At 54.5% G+C, this 22,290-nt stretch carries 21 protein-coding genes and 1 riboswitch; of the genes, 7 read left to right on the top strand and 14 right to left on the bottom strand.

Features of this window, described 5'->3' with window-relative positions:
* Positions 1-192: 192 nt before the first annotated feature.
* The 4 genes from groL to E0E37_RS04615 all read right to left on the bottom strand — a co-directional run bounded on the left by groL (position 193) and on the right by E0E37_RS04615 (position 4,062).
* The gene (gene groL, locus E0E37_RS04630) at positions 193-1,827 is read right to left on the bottom strand and encodes a chaperonin GroEL (RefSeq protein ID WP_130861814.1); all 1,635 of its coding nucleotides are present in this window, start codon (positions 1,825-1,827) and stop codon (positions 193-195) included.
* Between the two features lie 129 nt (positions 1,828-1,956).
* A complete protein-coding gene (gene groES, locus E0E37_RS04625) occupies positions 1,957-2,241 on the bottom strand; it encodes a co-chaperone GroES (protein WP_130861813.1) in 285 nt (94 codons plus the stop codon).
* Positions 2,242-2,540: 299 nt separating this feature from the next.
* Positions 2,541-3,251, bottom strand: coding sequence for a DUF554 domain-containing protein (locus E0E37_RS04620; protein WP_207302920.1), 711 nt, complete (start codon positions 3,249-3,251; stop codon positions 2,541-2,543).
* Between the two features lies 1 nt (position 3,252).
* Positions 3,253-4,062 carry an Asp23/Gls24 family envelope stress response protein gene (locus tag E0E37_RS04615; RefSeq protein WP_130861812.1) on the bottom strand — a complete coding sequence of 270 codons (810 nt, stop codon included), beginning with the start codon at positions 4,060-4,062 and terminating at the stop codon, positions 3,253-3,255.
* 102 nt (positions 4,063-4,164) lie between these two features.
* Here E0E37_RS04615 and E0E37_RS04610 point away from each other — a divergent pair, with 102 nt between their 5' ends.
* Complete coding sequence (locus E0E37_RS04610) at positions 4,165-4,335, top strand: DUF362 domain-containing protein (RefSeq protein ID WP_130861811.1); 171 nt, start codon at positions 4,165-4,167, stop codon at positions 4,333-4,335.
* A 143-nt stretch (positions 4,336-4,478) separates the two neighbouring features.
* Here the strand turns inward: E0E37_RS04610 and E0E37_RS04605 are convergent, their stop codons facing one another.
* Positions 4,479-5,111 carry a redox-sensing transcriptional repressor Rex gene (locus E0E37_RS04605; protein WP_130861810.1) on the bottom strand — a complete coding sequence of 211 codons (633 nt, stop codon included), beginning with the start codon at positions 5,109-5,111 and terminating at the stop codon, positions 4,479-4,481.
* 479 nt (positions 5,112-5,590) lie between these two features.
* On the opposite strand from E0E37_RS04605, the gene abc-f reads away from it, so the two are divergent.
* The 4 genes from abc-f to E0E37_RS04585 all read left to right on the top strand — a co-directional run bounded on the left by abc-f (position 5,591) and on the right by E0E37_RS04585 (position 11,134).
* Positions 5,591-7,573 carry a ribosomal protection-like ABC-F family protein gene (abc-f, locus tag E0E37_RS04600; protein WP_130861809.1) on the top strand — a complete coding sequence of 661 codons (1,983 nt, stop codon included), beginning with the start codon at positions 5,591-5,593 and terminating at the stop codon, positions 7,571-7,573.
* Positions 7,574-7,720: 147 nt separating this feature from the next.
* Complete coding sequence (acpP, locus tag E0E37_RS04595; RefSeq protein WP_130861897.1) at positions 7,721-7,954, top strand: acyl carrier protein; 234 nt, start codon at positions 7,721-7,723, stop codon at positions 7,952-7,954.
* 461 nt (positions 7,955-8,415) lie between these two features.
* The gene (locus tag E0E37_RS04590; protein WP_246019632.1) at positions 8,416-9,816 is read left to right on the top strand and encodes a YfcC family protein; all 1,401 of its coding nucleotides are present in this window, start codon (positions 8,416-8,418) and stop codon (positions 9,814-9,816) included.
* Positions 9,817-9,916: 100 nt separating this feature from the next.
* Positions 9,917-11,134: a M20 metallopeptidase family protein gene (locus tag E0E37_RS04585; protein WP_130861807.1), complete on the top strand. Its 1,218-nt coding sequence runs from the start codon at positions 9,917-9,919 to the stop codon at positions 11,132-11,134.
* Positions 11,135-11,319: 185 nt separating this feature from the next.
* Here E0E37_RS04585 and E0E37_RS04580 read toward each other — a convergent pair whose 3' ends face one another.
* The 7 genes from E0E37_RS04580 to E0E37_RS04550 all read right to left on the bottom strand — a co-directional run bounded on the left by E0E37_RS04580 (position 11,320) and on the right by E0E37_RS04550 (position 16,425).
* The gene (locus tag E0E37_RS04580; protein ID WP_130861806.1) at positions 11,320-12,189 is read right to left on the bottom strand and encodes a DUF6612 family protein; all 870 of its coding nucleotides are present in this window, start codon (positions 12,187-12,189) and stop codon (positions 11,320-11,322) included.
* 158 nt (positions 12,190-12,347) lie between these two features.
* Positions 12,348-13,379, bottom strand: a complete 1,032-nt coding sequence (gene tsaD, locus E0E37_RS04575) for a tRNA (adenosine(37)-N6)-threonylcarbamoyltransferase complex transferase subunit TsaD (RefSeq protein ID WP_130861805.1) — start codon at positions 13,377-13,379, stop codon at positions 12,348-12,350.
* 34 nt (positions 13,380-13,413) lie between these two features.
* A complete protein-coding gene (locus tag E0E37_RS04570; protein ID WP_130861804.1) occupies positions 13,414-13,629 on the bottom strand; it encodes a hypothetical protein in 216 nt (71 codons plus the stop codon).
* Positions 13,630-13,818: 189 nt separating this feature from the next.
* Entirely contained in the window at positions 13,819-14,289 is a 471-nt protein-coding gene (gene rimI / locus E0E37_RS04565) for a ribosomal protein S18-alanine N-acetyltransferase (protein ID WP_130861803.1), read from the bottom strand.
* Positions 14,286-15,083, bottom strand: a complete 798-nt coding sequence (tsaB, locus tag E0E37_RS04560) for a tRNA (adenosine(37)-N6)-threonylcarbamoyltransferase complex dimerization subunit type 1 TsaB (RefSeq protein WP_165445205.1) — start codon at positions 15,081-15,083, stop codon at positions 14,286-14,288. Before tsaB ends, rimI begins: the two co-directional genes overlap by 4 nt.
* Positions 15,080-15,493, bottom strand: coding sequence for a tRNA (adenosine(37)-N6)-threonylcarbamoyltransferase complex ATPase subunit type 1 TsaE (tsaE, locus tag E0E37_RS04555; protein WP_130861801.1), 414 nt, complete (start codon positions 15,491-15,493; stop codon positions 15,080-15,082). The genes tsaB and tsaE overlap by 4 nt, the downstream gene beginning before the upstream one ends.
* A 386-nt stretch (positions 15,494-15,879) precedes the next feature.
* On the bottom strand, positions 15,880-16,425 hold the full coding sequence (locus tag E0E37_RS04550; protein ID WP_130861800.1) for an ECF transporter S component: 546 nt from the start codon (positions 16,423-16,425) through the stop codon (positions 15,880-15,882).
* Between the two features lie 231 nt (positions 16,426-16,656).
* A riboswitch (FMN riboswitch) is annotated at positions 16,657-16,807 on the bottom strand.
* A 176-nt stretch (positions 16,808-16,983) separates the two neighbouring features.
* On the opposite strand from E0E37_RS04550, the gene E0E37_RS04545 reads away from it, so the two are divergent.
* On the top strand, positions 16,984-17,943 hold the full coding sequence (locus E0E37_RS04545; RefSeq protein ID WP_165445204.1) for a polysaccharide deacetylase family protein: 960 nt from the start codon (positions 16,984-16,986) through the stop codon (positions 17,941-17,943).
* 41 nt (positions 17,944-17,984) lie between these two features.
* Positions 17,985-18,722: a bactofilin family protein gene (locus E0E37_RS04540; RefSeq protein ID WP_130861798.1), complete on the top strand. Its 738-nt coding sequence runs from the start codon at positions 17,985-17,987 to the stop codon at positions 18,720-18,722.
* Between the two features lie 193 nt (positions 18,723-18,915).
* On the opposite strand, the gene tuf is transcribed toward E0E37_RS04540, so the two are convergent.
* Together tuf and fusA are read right to left on the bottom strand one after the other, a co-directional pair.
* Complete coding sequence (gene tuf, locus E0E37_RS04535) at positions 18,916-20,109, bottom strand: elongation factor Tu (protein ID WP_130861393.1); 1,194 nt, start codon at positions 20,107-20,109, stop codon at positions 18,916-18,918.
* A gap of 66 nt (positions 20,110-20,175) precedes the next feature.
* Complete coding sequence (gene fusA / locus E0E37_RS04530) at positions 20,176-22,239, bottom strand: elongation factor G (RefSeq protein ID WP_130861797.1); 2,064 nt, start codon at positions 22,237-22,239, stop codon at positions 20,176-20,178.
* Between the last annotated feature and the right edge of the window lie 51 nt (positions 22,240-22,290).

Genomic DNA, 22,290 nt, shown 5'->3' with positions numbered 1-22,290 from the left:
GAAATGTCAGGCAGGATCGTTTGTTCCCTGCAAAAGAAAAAGACGCCGCGGTGTGCATCCTGATGAGATGCCCCGCGGCGTCTTTGTGCGGGCGTCTGCTGCGCGCCCGCTTTTATTGTAAGGTTATTGCTGTCTGTCTGTGGGGCCGGCGGGAGGTCAGTCTCCCTTTTGCGGCAACATGGGGCTGATGGATTACATCATGCCCATTCCGCCGCCCATTCCGCCTCCGCCCATGGGCGGCATCGGCTCATCCTTCTTGACTTCCACAATGCCGGCTTCTGTGGTCAGGAGCATTCCGGAAGCGGATGCAGCGTTCTGCAGTGCGGATCTGGTCACCTTTGTCGGATCTACGATACCAGCCTCGATCATATCCATGTACTGCTCGGTAGCGGCGTTGAAGCCTACTCCGCTCTTGCTGTTCTTGATTCTGGCAACTACGACGGAGCCTTCCATGCCGGCGTTCTCAGCGATCTGTCTAACCGGCTCTTCCAGGGCTCTCACGATGATGTTCGCACCGGTCCTCATATCGCCGGACAGAGATTTGGCATATTTGGCAACTGCGGGGATCACGTTTACCAGCGCGGTGCCGCCGCCCGGTACGATACCTTCCTCAACAGCAGCTCTGGTAGCGTTCAGGGCGTCTTCGATCCTCAGCTTCTTTTCCTTCAGCTCGGTCTCGGTAGCGGCTCCTACCTGGATGACCGCAACGCCGCCGGACAGTTTCGCCAGTCTCTCCTGAAGCTTTTCCTTATCGAAGTCGGAAGTGGATTCCTCGATCTGCGCCTTGATCTGATTTACTCTGGCCTTGATCGCTTCCGCATCGCCGGCGCCGTCCACGATAACGGTGTTTTCTTTATTGACTTTGACGGTGTTGGCCGTTCCCAGCATATCCAGAGTGGCTTCCTTCAGCTCCATGCCGATCTCCTCGGAGATGACCTGGCCGCCGGTGAGGACTGCGATATCCTTCAGCATTTCTTTTCTTCTGTCGCCGAATCCCGGAGCCTTTACGGCAACGCAGTCGAAGGTTCCTCTCAGCTTGTTGACTACCAGCGTGGCCAGAGCTTCACCTTCCACATCCTCAGCGATGATCAGCAGCTTCTTGCCCTGCTGTACGATCTGCTCCAGGATGGGCAGTATCTCCTGAATGTTGGAGATCTTCTTATCGGTGATGAGAATATACGGATTGCTGACTACAGCCTCCATCTTATCGGTGTCGGTCACCATGTAAGCGGACAGATAACCTCTGTCGAACTGCATGCCTTCCACGACCTCCAGCGTCGTTCCCATGGACTTGGATTCCTCAACGGTGATGACGCCTTCGTTTCCGACCTTTTCCATGGCCTCCGCGATGAGCTGACCGATGGTATCGTCGTCAGCGGATACGGACGCGACCTGCGCGATGGCTTCCTTGGACTCCACTTTCTTGGAGATGCCCTTAATGCTGTCTACCGCCACATCTACAGCTCCCTGGATTCCCTTTTTCAGGATCATCGGGTTGGCTCCGGCTGCAACGTTCTTGAATCCCTCTCTGATGATGGTCTGCGCCAGCAGCGTGGCGGTGGTGGTTCCATCTCCGGCCACATCGTTGGTCTTGGAGGCTACTTCTTTTACGACCTGAGCTCCCATATTTTCATAGCCGTCTTCCAGCTCGATCTCTCTTGCGATGGTAACGCCGTCATTGGTGATCAGCGGGGAACCGAACTTTTTCTCGATGAGAACATTTCTTCCCTTGGGTCCCAGCGTGATCTTGACCGTATTTGCCAGCTGATCTACGCCGGCCTGCAATTTTCTTCTGGCTTCTTCGCCGTAATTGATTTCCTTTGCCATTTTAAACACCCTTTCTTATTATATCGCAGACCTCCGGAACAAATTTCCGACCGGCCGCATCCTTTGCCCTGATCTTCCTATTTCTATGTCCTTCTTCATCGGACCGCTCACTGATCTTCGCGGCCGGACTTATTTGACCACCGCCAGAATGTCTCTCTGGGATACGATGATGTAATCCTCGCCGTCATATTTGATCTCTGTGCCTGCATATTTGGAGAAGATAACTTTGTCACCCTCTTTTACTTCCATTTTGATCTCCTTGCCGTCGACCACCCCTCCCGGACCTACGGCCATAACTTCGGCCATCTGCGGCTGTTCCTTGGCGGATGCGGTGAGGATAATGCCTCCTGTAGTCTTTTCTTCTGCCTCTAATCTTTTGATCACGACTCTGTCGCCCAACGGTTTGATGTTCATAATACCTTTCTCCTTTCGATTTTGGTTTATGTAAAATCATTTTCAACTTTGTTAGCACTCATCATTATCGAGTGCTAACATTAATTATAGCCAACTATCCCCCAATGTCAATAGCTTTATCGTAAAAACTCCGAGGTTTTTTGATTTTTTCATTTGCCACCGGGATTTTCAACTTTACTATGCCCAAAAGTCTCATTGCCTAACCAAATTTTGAAGGTTTATCTCCCTTTTTCCTGGTATTTCAGATTCATTTTTATATAAAGTGAAATTTTACACCATTCTGTTTTCCCAGACCCGCATCAGACCAGTCCCTTTATCAGATCCGCCGCCTGAATAAACAGCCAGGGCAGAAAGATAGCAGGGATCATATTGGCCGCCCGGATCTTTTGCTGTTCCGGAACGATGAAGTTCCACCCCACGGCCACCAGCACCAGATTTCCGGTCGCAGATATTTCCGTGATGATCTCCGGCGTCAGATAATCCTTCACAAAACCGGCGCCCAGAGCGAGGATCCCTTCATATATAAATACCGAGACGGCCGCAAAGGCCACGCCGATGCCCAGCGCGGAGGAAAAAATGATGGCAAGCATCAGGTCGATCAGGGATTTTGCGAAAAGCATGTCGTTGTTGCCCTGCAGCCCGCTGTTCATGGCCCCCACGATAGCCATGGAACCGGTGCAGAAAAGCAGGCTTCCGGTGGTAAAGCCTTTGGCGAAGCTCCCCTCAGAGGCCCCCAGCCGCGTCTCCGCCCAGGCGCCCAGCAGATTCATCCGCCGGTCGATATCGATCCATTCTCCCAGGATGCCGCCCGCCACCATGCTGAGTATGACTACCATGATACGCTGGTAGCTCATGGCCCCCTGTATGCCGATCAGGATGACCGCAAGACCCATCCCCTTCATCATGATCTCCTCGTAGCGATAGGGGATCCCTTTCAATATATACCTGCCCAGCAGCCCGCCCGCGATCACCGCGGCGGTGTTCACCGCCGTACCCAGCAAATGCGTCACTTTATTTCAGCCCCCTTATCTCCACGTCCACAGCCAGCACGTTGAACGCCGTCATATGTTCCACCTGAGCTGCGATCTCCCTCTGGAGGACCCGGGCAGCCGTCAGCACTTTCGTGCGGTAGCGCAGATACAGCAGGACCCGGATATTCATGCCCTCCGGAAGGTTGTCCGAAGTAACGCGCACAATGCCGGCCACCAGCTCTTTTTTCTGTTCCGCCACGCAGAGCACAATGTCGCTGATCACCCGATCCGAGATCACGTACTCACCCAGATAGCTGTAAGTGGGGCGCACTACTGTTTTTTCCGTAAACGCCGCCCTGCCGCCCGCCAGGCCGCGAAACATCCGCAGCGGGTCCAGAAAATACCCGGAGAACTGACGCTTCACCTGAAAGGTAGGCACGGGGATCACATGCTTGCCCAGGTCCTGCCTCTGTGTCCGCGCCATCTCCCGTTCTTCCTCCGTGGTGATGTCTTCGATGCGGATCATCTCCGACAGCGGCGGCAGATCCAGACGGGAGATGATCTTGCCTATCATCCCCTCTGACGTGCCCAGTATGAGTATTCTGTGCGGCTGCACCTGCTGGATGCTCTCCCTTACCTCCCGGCAGTGCTCCTCCTTGGTAAAGAGAGCTGTCTTCACCGCGCCGATCTTCGTGGCCTCCCGCTTTGCCGATACGCCCGCCATAATTCTGTTCTCGAATATGAACAGTCCGTCGTCTATGATCGCATCAAAGCCCCGTGCCCGGCACAGGCCGATGGCGCTGTAACTTTTCCCGGTCCCGCTCCTGCCGACCAGTCCGTATGTTTCCATAAAATATATGCTTCTTTCTTTTAAAATATATTGTGAATTGAAAACGATTCTGCTATAATGAGGGTGCTTGTTTAAACCATCATTTAAAGGAGGAATTGAATCATGGCATATGTAATTGGTGATGCTTGCATCAGCTGCGGAGCTTGCGCTTCCGAATGTCCTGTAGACGCTATCGCTGAGGGCGACGGCAAGTATGTAGTCGATGCCGACAAGTGCATCGAGTGCGGAGCTTGCGCTAACGCTTGCCCGGTAGACGCTCCGACAGCGGGCTAATATAGACCAAAAGAACAGATAACCGTTTCGCGCCATGCGAAACGGTTATTTTTCTTTTGAAGCGCGTCTGCTCCCGCCGTGCGTTGGCCGCGCAGACAACAGCCCGCAGTGTCTCTGCGCCTTCGAAGAGCGGACCGCCTTTTCTACTCCTTGTGGTTGATGTGATAGGCCAGAGAATGCAGACTGTCGCTCAGGTGGACGTTTTCCAGCGCCACGTGTTCGTCTACATCCAGATCCATGGGAGCAAAGTTCCAGATCCCCTTGATCTTTCCCGCTACCAGTTTATCGGCCACCTCCTGGGCGCTGTCCTTATTCGTACAGATAATGCCGATATCGATCTGGTTTTCCTCCAGATACTTTTCCAGATTGCTGTAATCCATCACTTCGATATCGTTGATCCTCAGTCCCACCAATCTCGGATTGACATCGAACATACCGCACACCTTGAATCCCGCCTTATAATAATGGGTATAATTAGCCAGTGCCTGTCCCAGGTTTCCGCAGCCCAGAATGATCATGCGATATTCTCTGTCCAGACCCAGGATCCTGCTGATCTCCGTGTGCAGGGCCTTCACATTATAACCGTAGCCCTGCTGGCCGAAACCTCCGAAATTATTCAGATCCTGCCGGATCTGCGATGCCGTATATCCGATGAGATTGCTGAGATCATTGGAAGAAATGCGGTCGATGTCCCTCTTCATCAAGTCTTCCAGATACCTGCGGTACCGCGGAAGACGCTTGATCACCGCCTTAGAAATTTTGCCTTTTTCCTTCATACTATCTCACTTCTCCTCGCTATGATAAATTATGTATCTCCCGCCCGGAAAGGTTCCCGACGGCGGCGCAGCAACTGCCATACACAGAATCCGCAGCAGCCGCTCTGCGGCTGTTCTACCGTGACTGGCTGAAGGCCATCGTGGGAGAATCATCCCCTGGCGGCCGCGCCGCACCGAATCTGCAATAGGCGCTTTGCGCTATTATACCATTCAACCACCCTTTCGCACAATAACTAACGTTAAATAATTAACCGCATAAATAGCGCAAATTTTTTACCGGAATCGCTCCAGCGCCGAACTTCGGCCGCGGCGCAAAATCCGCGCCCCAAAAAGACGGGCCGCATTGCCATTTTGCAAAAACAATGATAAGATAATACCGGCCGCGGCCATTCGCCCTCCGGCTCCGCCGTCTCGGCGTCTCTGCGGAAGTTCTCCGCGGAACACAAAACTGAAAGAGCAAAGGATAAACAGACAAAACTATGATACTTTTATCTGCAACCAATCTAAATAAATATTACGGGACCACTCCGATCCTCACCGGCGTGTCCTTTCATATCAGCCAGGGCGACCGGGTGGGCATCGTAGGCGCCAACGGCGCCGGAAAGACGACCCTTCTGAACATCCTCACCGGGGAGCTTCCCTGCGACAGCGGCGATTTCTTTCTGCCTGCAGACACCTCCGTGGGATATCTGAAGCAGACGGATAATTTTTCTTCGGAAAATACCGTGTACCAGGAGATGCTGGCTATTTTTCGTCCGGTCATCGATATGGAGCACCAGCTGGCCGCGCTCTCGGAAGAGATCTCGCTCCGGTCTGCCGCCGGCGAGGACGTGGAGCAGCTTCTTCACCGGTATGACGACTTGTCTCATGCTTTCAAACTGGCCGACGGCTATTCCTACAAGAGCGCCATCAACGGCATCCTCTCCAGCATGGCCTTCTCCGAAGATTTTTACGGCAAACAGATCTCCATGCTCAGCGGCGGCGAGCGCACCAGACTGGCTTTGGCCGCTCTGCTTTTGAAGAAACCGGATCTGCTTTTACTGGACGAGCCGACCAACCATCTGGACATCGGCACGCTGAAGTGGCTGGAACAGTACCTGAAATCCTACGGCGGCACGCTGGCCGTGATCTCTCACGACCGGTATTTCCTTGACCAGACCGTTACCCGGATCTTTGAAGTGGAAAACCACAAACTTACCTGTTACGAAGGAAATTATTCTGTGTATGTGGAAAAAAAGCGCCAGCGCGAGGAAGACGCCATGCGCCGGTATGAAAGCCAGCAGAAGGAGATCGCCAGACAGGAAGAGATCATCCGCCGTTTTAAACAGCACGGTACGGAAAAACTGGCAAAGCGGGCTCAGTCCCGCGAAAAGCGTCTGTCCCACATGGATGTGCTGGAACGCCCGGATTCCCGTCCCGGAAAAATGCGCATCCAGTTCCGGGAACGTCTGCAGAGCGGAAACGACGTCCTGTTTGCGGAGGATCTGTCCAAGAGCTTTGGAACCGGCGCAGAGCTTCGCCGGCTTTTTTCCAACGTGGGTTTTGACATCAAAAAAGGCGACCGCGTCTGTCTGGTGGGCCCCAACGGTATCGGCAAGACCTCTCTGCTCAGGATCGTTATGGGTGAGCTGGAGCCGGACAGCGGGTATGTCAAGACCGGGCACAATGTCATCTTTGGATATTACGATCAGGAGCAGCAGCAGCTCACTTCCTCCAATACGGTGTTGGAGGAGCTGCACAGCGAATACCGGCTCTACACAGAGACAGAACTGCGCTCTCTTCTGGGACGCTTTCTGTTCCGGGGAGAAGATGTGTTTAAGATCGTCGGCTCTCTGTCCGGAGGCGAGAAGGCCCGGCTGGCTCTGCTCAAGCTCATGCTGTCCGGCGCGAACCTGCTGGTCATGGACGAACCAACCAACCATCTGGACATCGCCTCCAAGGAGGTATTTGAGGACGCTCTGCTGGAATTTCCCGGTACGCTGCTGTTGGTATCCCACGACCGTTACTTCCTGAATAAAATTCCTACCTCTATATATGAGCTCTCCGAGAACGGCGTCACCGTTTTCGGCGGGGGATACGACTACTACCTGGAAAAAAAGCAGCAGATCGCTTCCGGAAAAAGCTACCTGACGGAACTTTCCCGTCAGGCCTCTGCGGACGGCACGCTGCTGAACCAGACCAGCGCCCGCAGCGATAAGGAACAGCGGGCCGAAGAACGCCGTCAGCAGAAAGAGCGGCTGGCGGAGCAGCGCCGCAGAGAGCGGCGCCTGAAAGAACTGGAGGGATCCATCGCCGATCTGGAGGGCAGGATCGAGGAAATACAGGCGGATCTCTGCCGGGAAGAGGTCTACACCGACTTTGAGCGGTCCGCCGCTCTGGACGGGGAACTGCGGTCCGCCCGCGAAACTCTGGACGCCGTGTATGAGGAATGGATGCTCATGCAGGAGGATGATTCCCAGTGATTTTACGCGCAAAAGTATAAAAAAAACGCTTTTCTTTAAAATAAGGGTTGCAGTCTGTCAGACAGGTGCTTATAATAATGGTTGCATGCATGCGGGGCTCCAATCCCTGCAAAAACAAGGCGCTCATAATTTTGGAGGTACAATATGATATTTGAAAAAATCAGAGAGATCATCAGGGAACAGCTAAACGTGGATGAAGATTCCATTGCAATGAGCACGCACCTGATGAAGGATCTTGAGGCGGATTCTCTGGACGCCGTGGAGATCATCATGGCGATCGAAGACGAATTCGAAATCGAAATTCCCGACGAGCAGGCCGAGAAGTTCCAGTCAGTTGGAGACATTGTAAAATACGTTGAAGATCAGACCAACGAAGAATAATGAAAATGGACGAACGGAAACCGTCTCTGCAGGCTGCGCCCACAGACGACGGTTTTTTCTTTTGGATCTTCCCCGCGTCCTTTTGTAAACATTCATAGACACCGGCGTAAATTATTTTTTACATAATCTGCGATTCCGCCTTTTCCTTACCCCTCCCCCTTTTCACAGGCAGCGAACGGAGCGCGTGCCGTCCCGCTTCATTTCATAAACACTACCCATTGAAAATTGCGGCTTTTACGCCCTTCCTCCCATATTTAAAGATAAAAAATGAATATTCGCCGCGTTTTTTTACATCAGTTGGCAGAGTTCTTGCGTTATAGTCAGTGTGAAACCTTCCCACAGGGAAGGCTGCATCAATGGAAAATGCAGTTATATGTCTTATCAACAAAATTCTGAGTATGTATGGAAAAGAAAGGAGAACATGCGGCGGACAGCTAGATACGCGCCGCATGGAGAGAGAAATGGAGAAACAGAAAAAAGGTTTTCGCCTTCCCCACGTGTATCTGATCTTTATGCTGATCATGGTATTGGTGGTCATCCTGTCCTTCATCATTCCGGCAGGACAATTTGAACGCACCGTAGATCCCACCACCCATCAGGAGATCGTAAATCCCGACGTGTTCCACTATGTGGCCGCTGAGGATAAAACGCCCATCACCTTCCTGGGCTTCTTCCAGTCCATTCACGACGGTATCGTGCAGGGCGGCGATATCGTCATATCCCTGCTGCTGATCTCCGGCGTCATCTACCTGATCGAGACGACCGGCGCCATCGCCGCCGGCATCCACAAGATACTGGCCGTCTCAGAAGGCAAGGAACTGATGGTCATCGTAGCGCTCTACACCGTATTTACCGTCATGGGTGCCCTGGGCTTCGGCGAAGGCGGCATGCCTTTCTTCCCACTGTGTATCTCTGTGGTCATGGCCCTGGGATACGACCGCATCGCGGGAGCGGGAACTGCGATCCTGGGCATGGGCATCGGTTTTGCCTCCGGTCTTATCAACATGTTTACCACCGGTATCGCGCAGAGCATCGTGGGCCTGCCCCTGTTCTCCGGACTTGGCTTCCGCTTTGGCGCTCTGATCATTTTTTACATCATCGGTCTTGCATACCTGCTCTTCTACTGCCGTAAGATCAAGAAGGACCCCAACAAGAGCATCGTAAAAGCTGAATTCCTCACCCAGGACAGCAAGGCCGCGGCAGGCGAGAGAGTCTCGTTCAATACTTCCAGGATCCTGGCGCTCATCGGCCTTCTCATCCTTTTCATCCTCCAGGGCTATGGCGGACTGAAGCTGGGCTGGGGCATGCCCCAGATCGCGGCCATCTACCTGATCTTCGCGGTGGTGCTTACCTTCCTGTTCCGCCTGAACCCAAATCAGGTATGCATGGATATCGTCACAGGAGCCAGCCGCGTGCTGGGCGCCGCGCTGGCTATCGGATTTGCCCGCGCCATCATGATCCTCATGAACCAGGCTCAGATCCTGGATACGGTGGTCAACGCCATGGGCAATTTCCTGGCCGGAAAGAGCGCCATCGTCACGCTGCTTCTGGTGTATCTGGCCGTGACAGCCTTCAACTTCTTCGTTGTGTCCGGCTCCGGAAAAGCAGTCATGATGATGCCCATTCTGGGACCTCTGGGCAAGATGCTGAACATCAACCAGCAGGTCATGGTGCTGGCCTATCAGTATGGCGACGGCTTCACCAATTACCTGTGGCCCGCCGGTTCTCTCGTCGCCCTCACGTTCTGCGGCATCGAATACAGCGACTGGATCAAATTCGCCTGGAAGATCTTTGGCATGCTCATCCTGGCCGCCTTCTGCATCATCCTCTTCGCTGATGCCATCGGTCTGGGACCTTTCTAGACTGTGCCATCGTTACACAGACCAGACGCCAGTGTTTCGAACATAAACACACAGCACACAGCTGTTGCTTCTTGTTTCATATTGAAGAGGAGATATTAAAATGAAAGAGATCATGAAAGACGCCCTGAAAGTGGAAGACAAAATTCTTGAAGACAGACATCACCTGCATCAAAACCCCGAAGTAGGCTTTAACCTCCGCGCCACTTCCGCATATGTGAAAGACCGTCTGGCGAAGATGGGCATTGAGTCGAAGGAATACGGCGGTCCCATCCCCGAGGACCTGCGTCAGAAGTTCCTGTTCGCCGGCTTCCCTGATATGAATTATTCCACCGGACTGGCGGCTACCATCGGCCAGGGCAGTCCCTGCATTCTCCTGCGTGCGGACATGGACGCGCTTCCCATGGCGGAGACCGCCGACCTTCCTTTTGCAGCCAAAAACGGTTTTGGCCACATGTGCGGCCACGATTCCCACACTGCCATGCTCCTGGGCGCGGCCCGCATTCTGAAGGCCCGGGAGGGAGAGCTCAGGGGAACAGTTAAACTGATGTTCCAGACCGGAGAAGAGTGCGGCTGCGGCTCCAAGTTTATGGTGGACGCCGGCATTCTTGAAGATCCAAAAGTAGACGCAGCCATAGCCATACATGTGATGGCGGATCAGGAGGCCGGTACGATCCATTTTTCCAGAGGAATCGCCTCTGCAGCGATGGACACCTTCATGGTAAAAATACAGGGAAAAGGGACTCATAGCTCCCAGCCCCAAAACGGCATCGACCCGTTGACCATTGCCAATCAGATCTATACTGCAGCCAACCTGATGATCGGACGGGAAACGGATCCCAAGGAGACAGTGGCCTTCGGCATCGGAAAATTCGGAGGCGGAAACGCGGTCAACGTGATCCCCGACACCTCAGAAGTGATGATGGCTGCCCGCACCTTCAACCGCGAGGTGAGGGCCCATGTGATCAAACGTCTGCCGGAGATCATCGATCACTCGGTGAAAATGTGGCGGGGAACTTACGACATGATGACTTTCTCCACTCCGTCAACCTATAACGATTCTGATCTGTGCGACGAAATGCTGCCCTTTATCCGTGAGATCTGTCAGGAAGTTGAGGAAGTTGACTGCATGGCCGGAACAGAGGATTTCGGTTATGTCAGCGAAAAGGTTCCGGGAATGTTCATGACGCTGGGCGCCGGAAAACCGGGCGCCTACCCCATGCACAATCCCAATATGGTCCTGGACGAAAGCGTATTCAAGCTGGGTGCGGCCATCCATGCCAACTGTGCCTTCGAATGGCTGCGGATGCATCAGAAATAATGCCGCAGGAATGGGCGTGCCAATTGATCAATGCCGGGCCCTGCGGACTTGCCGCCCGCACCGGCAGACAGCCGCCTGTTTCCCCATGACCGCAAAAAGCCTCCGGTTTGACCGGAGGCTTTTTTTGTACACATTGTGATTCCTCTGTATTTGATCCTTCTTCCTTCGCCCGGGCATTCTCCGGACTACTGCAGCAGCGCAGCTTCCTGCGCGTTCTTCGCCGCCTCCGGGATCTCAATATTTTCCACGTTGTTGAAATCGCTCAGCGTCATGGTCATGAACACCTTGTCCACAGTCAGCCCCGCTTCATCGGCGCTGGCGCCCATGGATTCCAGCACCTTTCCCATCAGAGTCTGCATCATAGTCGTCATGTCCATCTCGTACTTTACCGGAATAGACGATTCCTTGTCGATCCAGATGGATACGGGCAGATCCCCCAGATCCTGATACATAGCAGCGGCGTCGGACTCGCTGATCCCGATCTGCGTCAGCATTTCGGCCGCTCCGGAAGCCGCCATGACTTCGTTCATGGAGTCATTTGCGATCACGCCTTCGTATTTAACAGCGTCGCTGCCGTTGATCTTCTCCGTACCCGCTTCTTTGAAAGAATCGATGCTCTTCAGATAGAGGTCCATGGAGGCCTGCGCGTTGTACTGTTCCAGCTGCGCAGCATCCGACAGAGTCTGCTTCATCCAGGTCGCACCGCCGTCCTGAGTCATGTACATCACATAGTTGTCGCCTTCCTGGGCCGCGTACATCTGCATGGCTACAGACTGTCCCGCCGCTTCCACGGTCATGTCCATTTTCATGGCCATGGGGTCGGAATTGTAGACCGCCGTTCCCTTTGTGCTGCTCTCCATGGACTGGCCCTGCATGGTCATAGTCATGGTCATATCCATGTCATAGCTCATGCTCTTTATATCCGCCAGCTTTTCCTGGGCGGTCTTCATAATGTCTTCCGCCGTTCCTCCGCCCGAGCAGGCCGCAAATCCCACTGTCATCACCGCCGCCAGACCGATCGCCAAAACCTTTTTTAAATTACCCATTTTTCTCATTTTCTTTTTCCTTTACCTCCTTTTGAGTTACACGAATCACATTTTTACTTTACCATAAACATATGGTAAAGAAAAGGTTGTAAAGCGCTCAAATGTATTAAGAAATACGAAAGGTGCCGCCGTTTTTTACCGGCCGCACCTCTTTTTTGGCATGATCTTCACAATTTCCTTGTCTCCAGCGGCAGATTGGGCCAGGCGTCAAGCGTCATATCTGACAAGAGACCTTCCTGATATCTGTAATAAGCCGCGCAGGCGATCATAGCGCCGTTGTCCGTGCACAGCACCGGCGAAGGGCAGTACAGGCCAATTCCTTCCCGCCGGCAGGCGTCGGAGAGCATTTTCCGAAGCAGGCTGTTGGCCGCCACCCCTCCAGCCATCACCAGCCGATCTCTGCGGTGCTCTTTTGCCGCCCTCACCGCTTTGTTCACGATCACTTCCATGACCGCCAGCTGAAAGCTGGCGGCCACATCTGCCTTGTTCACTTCTCTGCCTCTCTGCTTTTCCGCGTTCAGATAATTCAGCACGCCGGTCTTGATACCGCTGAAGCTGAAATCCAGGCTGTCCCGTTCCAGATAAACGCGCTTAAATTCCACTGCGTGGGGGTCCCCTTCCCTGGCGATCTGATCGATCAGCGGTCCGCCGGGATAGCCCAGTCCCAGTACACGGGCCACTTTGTCGAAGGCCTCTCCCGCCGCGTCGTCTCTGGTCCGTCCCAGCACCGTGAAGGAGCTGTAGCCGTCCACATTCACAATGTGGGTATGGCCTCCCGACACGACCAGCGCCATAAAGGGCGGCTCCAGTTCAGCGTGCTCTATGTAATTTGCACTGATGTGTCCCTGAATATGGTGGACTCCCACCAGGGGCTTCCCGGCGGCGTAGGCCATGGCCTTTGCCGTGGCCAGGCCGATCAGGAGCGCGCCTACCAGCCCCGGACCGCAGGTCACGCCGATCACATCTACGTCGGCCAGTTCCAGCCCGGCTTCCTCCATCGCATTTACATAAACCCTGTTTATGTTTTCCAGGTGATGGCGGGACGCGATCTCCGGAACCACGCCCCCGAACACCTGATGGACCTTTATCTGTGAGGAAATAATATTGGAGAGCACCGTTCTGCCGTCGGCGGTGAGCGCCACCGAGGTCTCGTCGCAGCTGCTCTCGATTCCCATCGTTATCAGTTTTCCGTCTTTCATAACTTACTCCGTTTCTCGCGTCCCGCCTTTTTCCCTACCTCATATCTACGGGAAAACGGCGGTCCATTTGCGCGGCGCAGCGGTGATCCGCCGCCATGTACCTGCAGTTTTCACAGGACTGGTACTCGCTCATGCTGAATACCGACATATCGCCTCTGCGGGCAAATCTGCCGCACTGTGAGGCCCTCCTGTACATATTGTACCTTTCGTCCCGGTCGTCGTAAAAATCGTCTTCTCTGTAGCCAGCCATTTCATTCACTCCTTATGCGTATGATAAGTTTCCGGTCCCGCCGCCGGTCATTTCCAGGGCGTCGCTTTTTCCGCACCGCGGGCTCATCCATTCCGGCTCATTCCGGATCCGGAGGACCGCGCTGCAGCTGTTACTTATTATTTCGCAAAGGAATTTTTCTATTCGCTGTCAGATCTCTTCGCCGGCTGTTTATTGGCCGCCGGTCTCTGGGTTTTCGCCATCACGCCACATGATCAGCGCGTCCTCGCCGTTGTCCTCGTAATATCCTTTTCGCCGGCCCGCCTCGCGAAACCCAAAGCTCTTGTACAGGCGGAGCGCCGCCTCGTTGGAGGGACGGACTTCCAGCGTCTGCCGCAGGATCCCGGCCTCCTCGCAGCTGCGGATGAGGACCTGCATGAGCGCTCTGGCGATGCCCTGACGGCGGCAGTCAGGATGGACCGCCACGTTGGTAATATGGCCTTCGTCCACGATGGCCCACACCCCCGCATAGCCCGTGAGCGCTCCGTCGATCTCGCTGACCAGATACAGCGCCAGATTGTTGGCCGTCACTTCCTGCCGGAAGGACGTCTCGCTCCACGGCGCCGCAAAACACAACGTGTCCAGATACGCCATAGCCTTCACATCCCGTTCTTCCGCTCTTCTCACGATCATCTCGTTCATTTCTTTTTCTGCGCCTCTTCCAACTTTCTCTCTGCCTCGGCTTTCCGTAGATAGACCGGATGCAGGTCGAAAAGACTTTTCGCCTTTCCCTGATCAAACAGCGATCTGCCCAGCATGGCCACGGAAGCCGCGCTCTGATACCGCTGTTCTTCCTCCGCCGTTTTCAGACATATATCGCCTTTTGTCGATAGACTATCGCTGTTGAAGTTCCAGTCCTCGACAGCTTTCGCGATCTGCTCTCCGTAAGGGGCGATCCCGTCCCCGAACAGAGTGACCGTCAGGGGGCCTTCCTCCGGCAGCCCTCCCCGTTCTGCAAGAGCGCTGCTGCAGGCCGTCCGCAGTCCCTCCAGATAAACCGGAAGGTCGTAAGCGCCGTCCTCCATCAGCCGCCGGTATCCGCCCCTGCCATCGCAGAAGTAGACGCCGGCGTAGACCTGGCTTCTCTTCGCGTCGAAGATGGGGCAGACCAGCCCCCGGTAATCTGCTCTGTGGTACACGAAGGATTCCAGCGTCGGCACGCCGACCACCGGCGCGCCGATGACCTGGGCCAGCCCTTTGGCCGTGGCCATGCCGATGCGGATACCCGTAAAGCTTCCCGGTCCCTCAGATATTGCAATTACCGACACATCGTCTATCGTTATTCCACATTTCGACAACAGGCTGTCGATCATGGGGATCAGATGCTGCAGGTGATTCATGGTCTCATCCGACGTCTCGATCCTCAGTTCCCCGCTTTCTGAGAGCAGTGCTGCGGAAGCCTTCGCACCCGTGGTCTCGATGGCCAGTAAACTCATTCCTCTTTCCTCCCTACATAGTAAACTCTCTGGGTTTCTTCCCCGCCGTATTCGATGCGGATCATCACACTTCCTACAGGGATCAGCTCCCCGATCAGATCTGCCCATTCCACAATGCAGACCCCGTCGCCGAAAAAATATTCCTCATAGCCGATCTCATACATTTCCTCCGGCTCGCCCACCCGGTAAACATCAAAGTGGTACAGCGGCAGCCGGCCGCTGTGATATTCCTGCACGATGGTAAACGTGGGGCTGGTGATCAGCTCCGTCACACCCAGTCCTTCCGCCACCGCTTTCGTGAGAGCCGTCTTTCCGGTCCCCAGATCCCCCGTCAGCGCCACAATGCTTCCTGGCCGGAGTTCTTCGGCCAACTGCATGCCAAAGGCACGGGTATCGTTTTCATCTTTCATTATTATTTTCTGCTCGTTCACCGTATCTATCCCTTTCCCGCGGCATTCTGCGCAGATCCGAATCCCTGCAGATCTGCGCTGCGGCTGCCGATCTTCATATAAATCTCCCGCCGGCGCCCTGTCCTGCGGTTTAAAACTCGTTTTTGCTGTGCCATAAACACTAAGCTCTCCCTTCGCCTTCGGCTCGCCAATCGCGGGGTATGAACATTGTACCATACAATCGGATTTTTCACCAGAGCAACACGACTCCCAGTTATTTTACACTGGATCCGGTCTCTGGAAACAGGAGGATCCGGCCCCGGCCCGGGCGGAAAGAGAAGACCCGCCCGGGTCCTCTCCGAACCGCAGGCGGGTCTGTTTTCAGCTTGTGCTCTTGCGCCTGTTTCTCACTTGTGCAGGAACGGAGAAATACGCTTGTAGAGAAAAAACGTGATCAGCGCGTTTACTCCCGACTTCACCAGGTTGAAGGGCAGGATCACCGGCAGGATCATGGCCGCCACCGTCTCTCTGGGCATGCCTGAATAAATGGGAGTGATCACCAGATTCGCCGCGCACATGACGGCCGTCATCACGATGACTCCGGCGGCCAGCGCCGCCACGGCGCTCTTTCTGTCCTTTTTATGTTTGTACATATTGCCCGCCACCACGGCGAAAGATCCTGTGGCCATGATGTGCATGATGATGCCCCAGATCTGGCTGCCGGCGCTGACCGTCGTCCCCTGGATCACAGATACCAGAACGGTGAGTACCACTCCCGCCATGGGGCCGAACGCAAAGGTCCCGATGAAGATCGGAATATCCGCCGGATCGTACTCCAGATACGGCGCAGCCGGAAACAGCGGGAAATGTACGATCACCACCAAAACTACGGAAATTGCCACCAACATCGCCATCTTTGCCAATCGCGTCGTGCCTGTATGCACATTATTCATCTTATCTCCTCCTCTGTCTCACATCTGTCCGCCCCGTCCGTCACTGGCAGACGACGCCGGCCCGCAGCCGGCATAAAAAGTTTCCTCTGGAAACATCATTCGCCCTTCGGGCGCACTTTCACAAGGTTACTTTTTTGAAACATACAGAAATATCAGCGGACGATATTTCCTTCGTCATAAAAAAAATCCCCTGGCTTTTCAGGGGAATTCGCACGTGAAATAAAACAAACAGATGCATTTCTTCCATCCGGACTATACCGTCGGTATCGGGATCTAACCGATTCTGCCTTTCGGCTCGCGGACTCGCAGCTTCAAAGCGCATCCTGCGCGCTTCTCGCTGATTACCGCCGGTGAGGAATTTCACCTCGCCCTGAAACAGCTCTCTTAACTGTTATAGTATACCGCGGTCCCTCAGCGCTGTCAATCCCTGTCTTTCCTGATATTCTTCCGCATTCTGGAAGAAAAAAGTCCGCTGTGATCAAATCCCCTTCCATAATGAAATTTCTGTGGTATAATAGGAATATAATGTCGATTTTAATCGTGAAAGGGGGGATTTACGTGTATTTTGGCAGCGTAAGGTTTTTTAAGCATTTAATTCTAGCCGCCGCGGCCGCCATGATCATCGTTCCCACCATTCTGTGTGTTCACTATGGATTGGCGTACTACAGCCTCAGGCAGGAGCTGGCCTCAGAACGGCCCGGAAGCGTTCCGGGATCCGCGGGCGATCCGAAGGCGCCTGGAGGGCTGCTCTCCAATCCGGTGGCTCACTGCGGATTCAATCTGGTCTACGCCGCCGGCGGCGAGAACGGGAACCCCCGCGCCTCCGACCTGCTGTCCTACCAGAGCAAGTATCCTAATCTTTATGTGGACAATGATTTTCAATATACCATTCCCGATGAGAAGACCGTATATCTGACATTTGACGACGGTCCCTCTTCTCTGACGCCGCATGTCCTCGATGTGCTGAAAGAGTATGATGTCAAGGCCACCTTTTTTATTGTCTACAAGGACAGTGAAACGGCCAAGGATCTGTACCGGCGGATGGTCGACGAGGGGCACACCATCGCCGTCCACAGTACAAGCCACATCTATAAAGAGATCTATCGGTCCGTGGACACTTATCTGGCTGATTTCGCACAGACGGCTCAGCTTCTGGAGTCCGCCACCGGCGTGAGACCGGAGCTCTTCCGCTTTCCCGGAGGCAGCATCAACGCCTACAATCGCTCCGTATACATGCCTATCATCGCAGAGATGAGCAGGCGCGGCTATACGTACTATGATTGGAACGTCGGCTCCGGAGACACTGCACACAACAAGACCGCCCGAACGATCTGTGAAAATGTCATAAACGGCTGCGCCGCCCACCATGAGTCGATCGTCTTAATGCACGATCTGGCTTCCCACGACAGCACGCTGGCGGCTCTTCCGGAGATCATACATACGCTGAAAGAATCCGGGTACACCTTCGCCGCCCTCGACAAGGATGTCCAGCCTGCGGCCTTTGGCTATCCGGACTGATCTGCCCAATACTGGAGTTAATTTTGCAACAGGAGGAAACTATGGGAACAAAGCAGAACTTTAAGACAGCCCTGAACGAACTGATGGCGGGAAAGATCGCCACGGACGAGGAGGGCGGGGAGGGTGCGGCCGCTGTGGACTGCGGAGAAGACGCTGTTCCTCAGCCCGCGGAACCGGTATTCAATAAACCTTCCTATACCTCGGCATACACGCCGCCGGCAGCACACATGTCCGTCATCGCCGCGGATCTTCTCATTGAAGGAAACGTGAAAAGCAAATCAGATATCCGCGTGGACGGTCACATCAGAGGAAATGTGATCTGCGACGGAAGCATCGCCTGCGGCGGTGTGGTGGAAGGCGATATCCGCTGCCACTCTCTGGTAATGTCCGGCTGCAGCATAAACGGCAACATATCCGCCAAGGCCGATGTGACCGTTGACCCGGAAAGCACGATCATCGGCGATATCAGCGCTCACAACCTGGTGGCCAACGGCAGGATCAAGGGCAATATCAGCACCACGGGCGCCACGGCGCTGCGCGAAAACGCCATGCTCATGGGCAACATCCACGCCAAGTCCATCTCTCTGGATGCCGGCGCTGCGCTCAAAGGCACGCTGGAGGTCCAGACGGCCGACCTTTCCGATGAGGACTTCAGGATCAGACCTGCCGAATCCTCTCCCACCGGATCCGCTCCTGTGCAGACATCTGGACAGCCCGTCTCAGAGCCGCAGCGGACAGCCCCTGAAAATACCGACGACGTCTTCGGCGTCGATCAATGACCGTTCAATGACCGTTCAATAAACAGATCGACTCTGACAGCAGACCCCGGCCCCGGTCAAGACCGCGCCGGGGTCTTTTCGGTCTGCAAAACAAGCGTAGATCCAAAGTCTCCTGTACCTGGACGCAAAAGAGCCCGCAGAATCGATTCTGCGGGCTCTTTTCGTTTTATCTAGAATTCTCTATTTGGAAGAATTACTCGTTGATCTTCGTGACAACGCCGGAAGCTACCGTTCTTCCGCCTTCACGAATAGCGAATCTCAGTCCTTCTTCGATAGCGATCGGGGTGATCAGCTCAATGTCCATCCGGATGTTGTCTCCCGGCATACACATTTCCGTTCCCTCCGGCAGCGTTACGTTTCCCGTTACGTCTGTCGTTCTGAAGTAGAACTGCGGTCTGTATCCGTTGAAGAACGGCGTGTGACGTCCTCCCTCTTCCTTCTTCAGTACGTATACCTCTGAGCTGAACTTCGTGTGCGGATGGATCGTTCCCGGCGCAGCCAGTACCTGCCCTCTCTCGATCTCGTTTCTCTGCACTCCACGCAGCAGCGCTCCGATGTTATCTCCCGCTTCTCCCTGATCCAGCAGCTTGCGGAACATTTCGATTCCCGTTACGACTACTTTTCTTCTCTCTTCCGTCAGTCCTACGATCTCTACTTCGTCCGATACCTTCAGGATTCCTCTCTCTACTCTTCCCGTCGCTACCGTTCCGCGGCCCGTGATCGAGAATACGTCCTCTACCGGCATCAGGAACGGCTTGTCGGTCGCTCTTACCGGCTCCGGTATATACGCGTCTACCTGCTCGAACAGCTCTACGATCTTATCTCCCCACGGTCCTGCCGGATCTTCCAGCGCCATCAGCGCAGATCCTCTTACGATCGGGGTGTCGTCTCCCGGGAACTCGTAGGTGTCAAGCAGTTCTCTCACTTCCATCTCTACCAGATCCAGCAGCTCTTCGTCGTCTACCATGTCGCACTTATTCAGGAATACCACGATGTACGGCACGCCTACCTGTCTGGACAGCAGGATGTGCTCTCTGGTCTGCGGCATCGGTCCGTCCGTCGCCGCTACTACCAGGATCGCTCCGTCCATCTGCGCCGCTCCCGTGATCATGTTCTTTACATAGTCCGCGTGTCCCGGGCAGTCTACGTGCGCGTAGTGTCTGTTCGGGGTCTCGTACTCTACGTGCGCCGTGGAGATCGTGATTCCTCTCTCTCTCTCTTCCGGAGCCTTGTCGATCTGATCGAAGGCTACGTCGGCTCCCAGACCGTATCTCTGGTGCAGAGTCTTGGTGATCGCCGCTGTCAGCGTGGTCTTGCCGTGGTCAACGTGACCGATGGTACCGATATTAACATGCGGTTTTGTTCTCTCGAATTTTTCCTTAGCCATTTTTCATTTCCTCCTGACAAATCCCGCCCACGGCGCTCGGACCGCGGGCCGGGTTTATATCAAATACTATTTAGATATTTTCTCAAGCAGATTGTCGGGCAGTTTCTCGAAGTGATCCATCTGCATCACGTAGGTTCCGCGGCCCTGAGTCTTGGAACGCAGATCCGTGGCGTATCCGAACATTTCGGAGAGCGGAACCATTCCGCGCACTGCCACGGCGCCATTGTGCATATCGGTGCCTTCGATCCTTCCTCTTCTGGAACTGATGTCGCCGATCACATCTCCCATGTATTCCTCGGGAGCGGTGACCTCGACCTTGAAGATGGGCTCCAGCAGAACCGGCTTCGCCTTCTTTACAGCCTCTTTCAGGGCCATGGAAGCGGCGATCTTGAACGCCATCTCGGAAGAGTCGACCTCGTGGTAAGAACCATCGTACAGCTCTACGCCCAGGTCCACCAGCTGGTAACCGGCCAGCGGTCCGGTCTGCATCGCTTCCTGAATACCTTCGTCGATCTTCGGAATGTATTCCTTCGGGATCGCTCCGCCCACGATGCAGTTCTTGAATTCGTAACCTTCTCCCGGCTGTCTGGGGTAAATACGGATCTTGACGTGACCGTACTGGCCCTTTCCTCCGGACTGCTTCGCGTATTTGTGATCCACATCCGCGTTGCCCGTGATCGTCTCTTTGTAGGAGACCTGCGGTTTTCCTACGTTGGCCTCCACTTTGAACTCACGCAGCAGTCTGTCCACGATGATCTCCAGGTGCAGCTCGCCCATGCCGGCGATGATGGTCTGTCCCGTCTCCTCGTCCGTGTAGGTCTTGAAGGTGGGGTCTTCCTCTGCCAGCTTGGCCAGCGCGATACCCATCTTTTCCTGACCGGCCTTCGTCTTCGGCTCGATGGCGATCTGAATGACCGGATCCGGGAACTCCATGGATTCCAGAATGATCGGATGCTTCTCGTCGCAGAGAGTGTCGCCTGTGGTGGCGTCCTTCAGCCCTACCGCAGCGGCGATGTCGCCCGCGTAAACGTGGTCGATCTCTTCTCTGTGATTGGCGTGCATCTGAAGAATACGGCCGATCCGGCCCTTTCTGTTCTTCGTGGAATTGAAGACATAGGAACCGGCGTCAAGCTCTCCGGAGTATACCCGGAAGAAAGCCAGTTTTCCCACGAAGGGGTCGGCCATGATCTTGAAGGCCAGAGCGGAAAACGGCGCGCTGTCGTCAGCCGGTCTCTCGTCCTCTTCCTCAGTTCCGGGGATAACGCCCTTGATCGCGGGAATATCCAGCGGGGACGGCATAAAGTCCACCACCGCATCCAGCATCAGCTGAACGCCCTTGTTCTTATACGCGGATCCGCAGGTAACCGGTACCATCTGTCCGGCAATGGTCATCTTTCTGATGGTTGTCTTGATCTCCTCAACGGTGAACGCTTCACCCTCCAGGTATTTCATCAGGAGTTCTTCGTCTCCCTCGGCCACGGCTTCGATCATCTTGTGATGCCATTCCTCAGCCATTTCCATCATGTCTGCGGGGATATCCTGTTCTTCGATCTCCTTGCCAAGGTCGTCCTTATAGATCTCCGCCTTCATGCGGATCAGGTCGATGATGCCCTGGAAGGTCTCTTCTTTGCCGATGGGCAGCTGGATGGCAACAGCGTTGGCCTTCAGTCTATCCTTTACCATATCGATAACGCGGTAGAAGTCCGCTCCCATGATATCCATCTTGTTGATAAAGATCATTCTGGGAACATTGTATTTCTCCGCCTGTCTCCATACGGTCTCAGACTGGGGTTCCACGCCGCCCTTGGCGCAGAGTACGGTCACGGCGCCGTCCAGCACACGCAGAGATCTCTCTACCTCAACGGTGAAGTCCACGTGTCCCGGGGTGTCGATAATGTTGATTCTGGTATTTTTCCACTGAGCTGTGGTCGCGGCAGAAGTTATGGTAATACCTCTTTCCTGCTCCTGCTCCATCCAGTCCATGGTAGCAGCTCCTTCGTGGGTCTCTCCGAGCTTGTGAGTTCTTCCTGTATAAAACAAGATTCGCTCCGTTGTCGTTGTCTTACCAGCATCGATATGCGCCATGATACCGATGTTTCTCGTGTTCTCCAATGTAAATTTTCTAGGCATATCCTAACTCCTCCTTTCCTCAGCCATTTTCTCTGATATTCGCATATAATT

This window comes from Bacilliculturomica massiliensis (assembly GCF_900605495.1).
Taxonomy (GTDB): Bacteria; Bacillota; Clostridia; order Peptostreptococcales; family Anaerovoracaceae; genus Bacilliculturomica; species Bacilliculturomica massiliensis.
The sequence above is the reverse complement of the archived record's forward strand: the minus strand, read 5'-3'. Positions and strand labels throughout refer to the sequence as shown.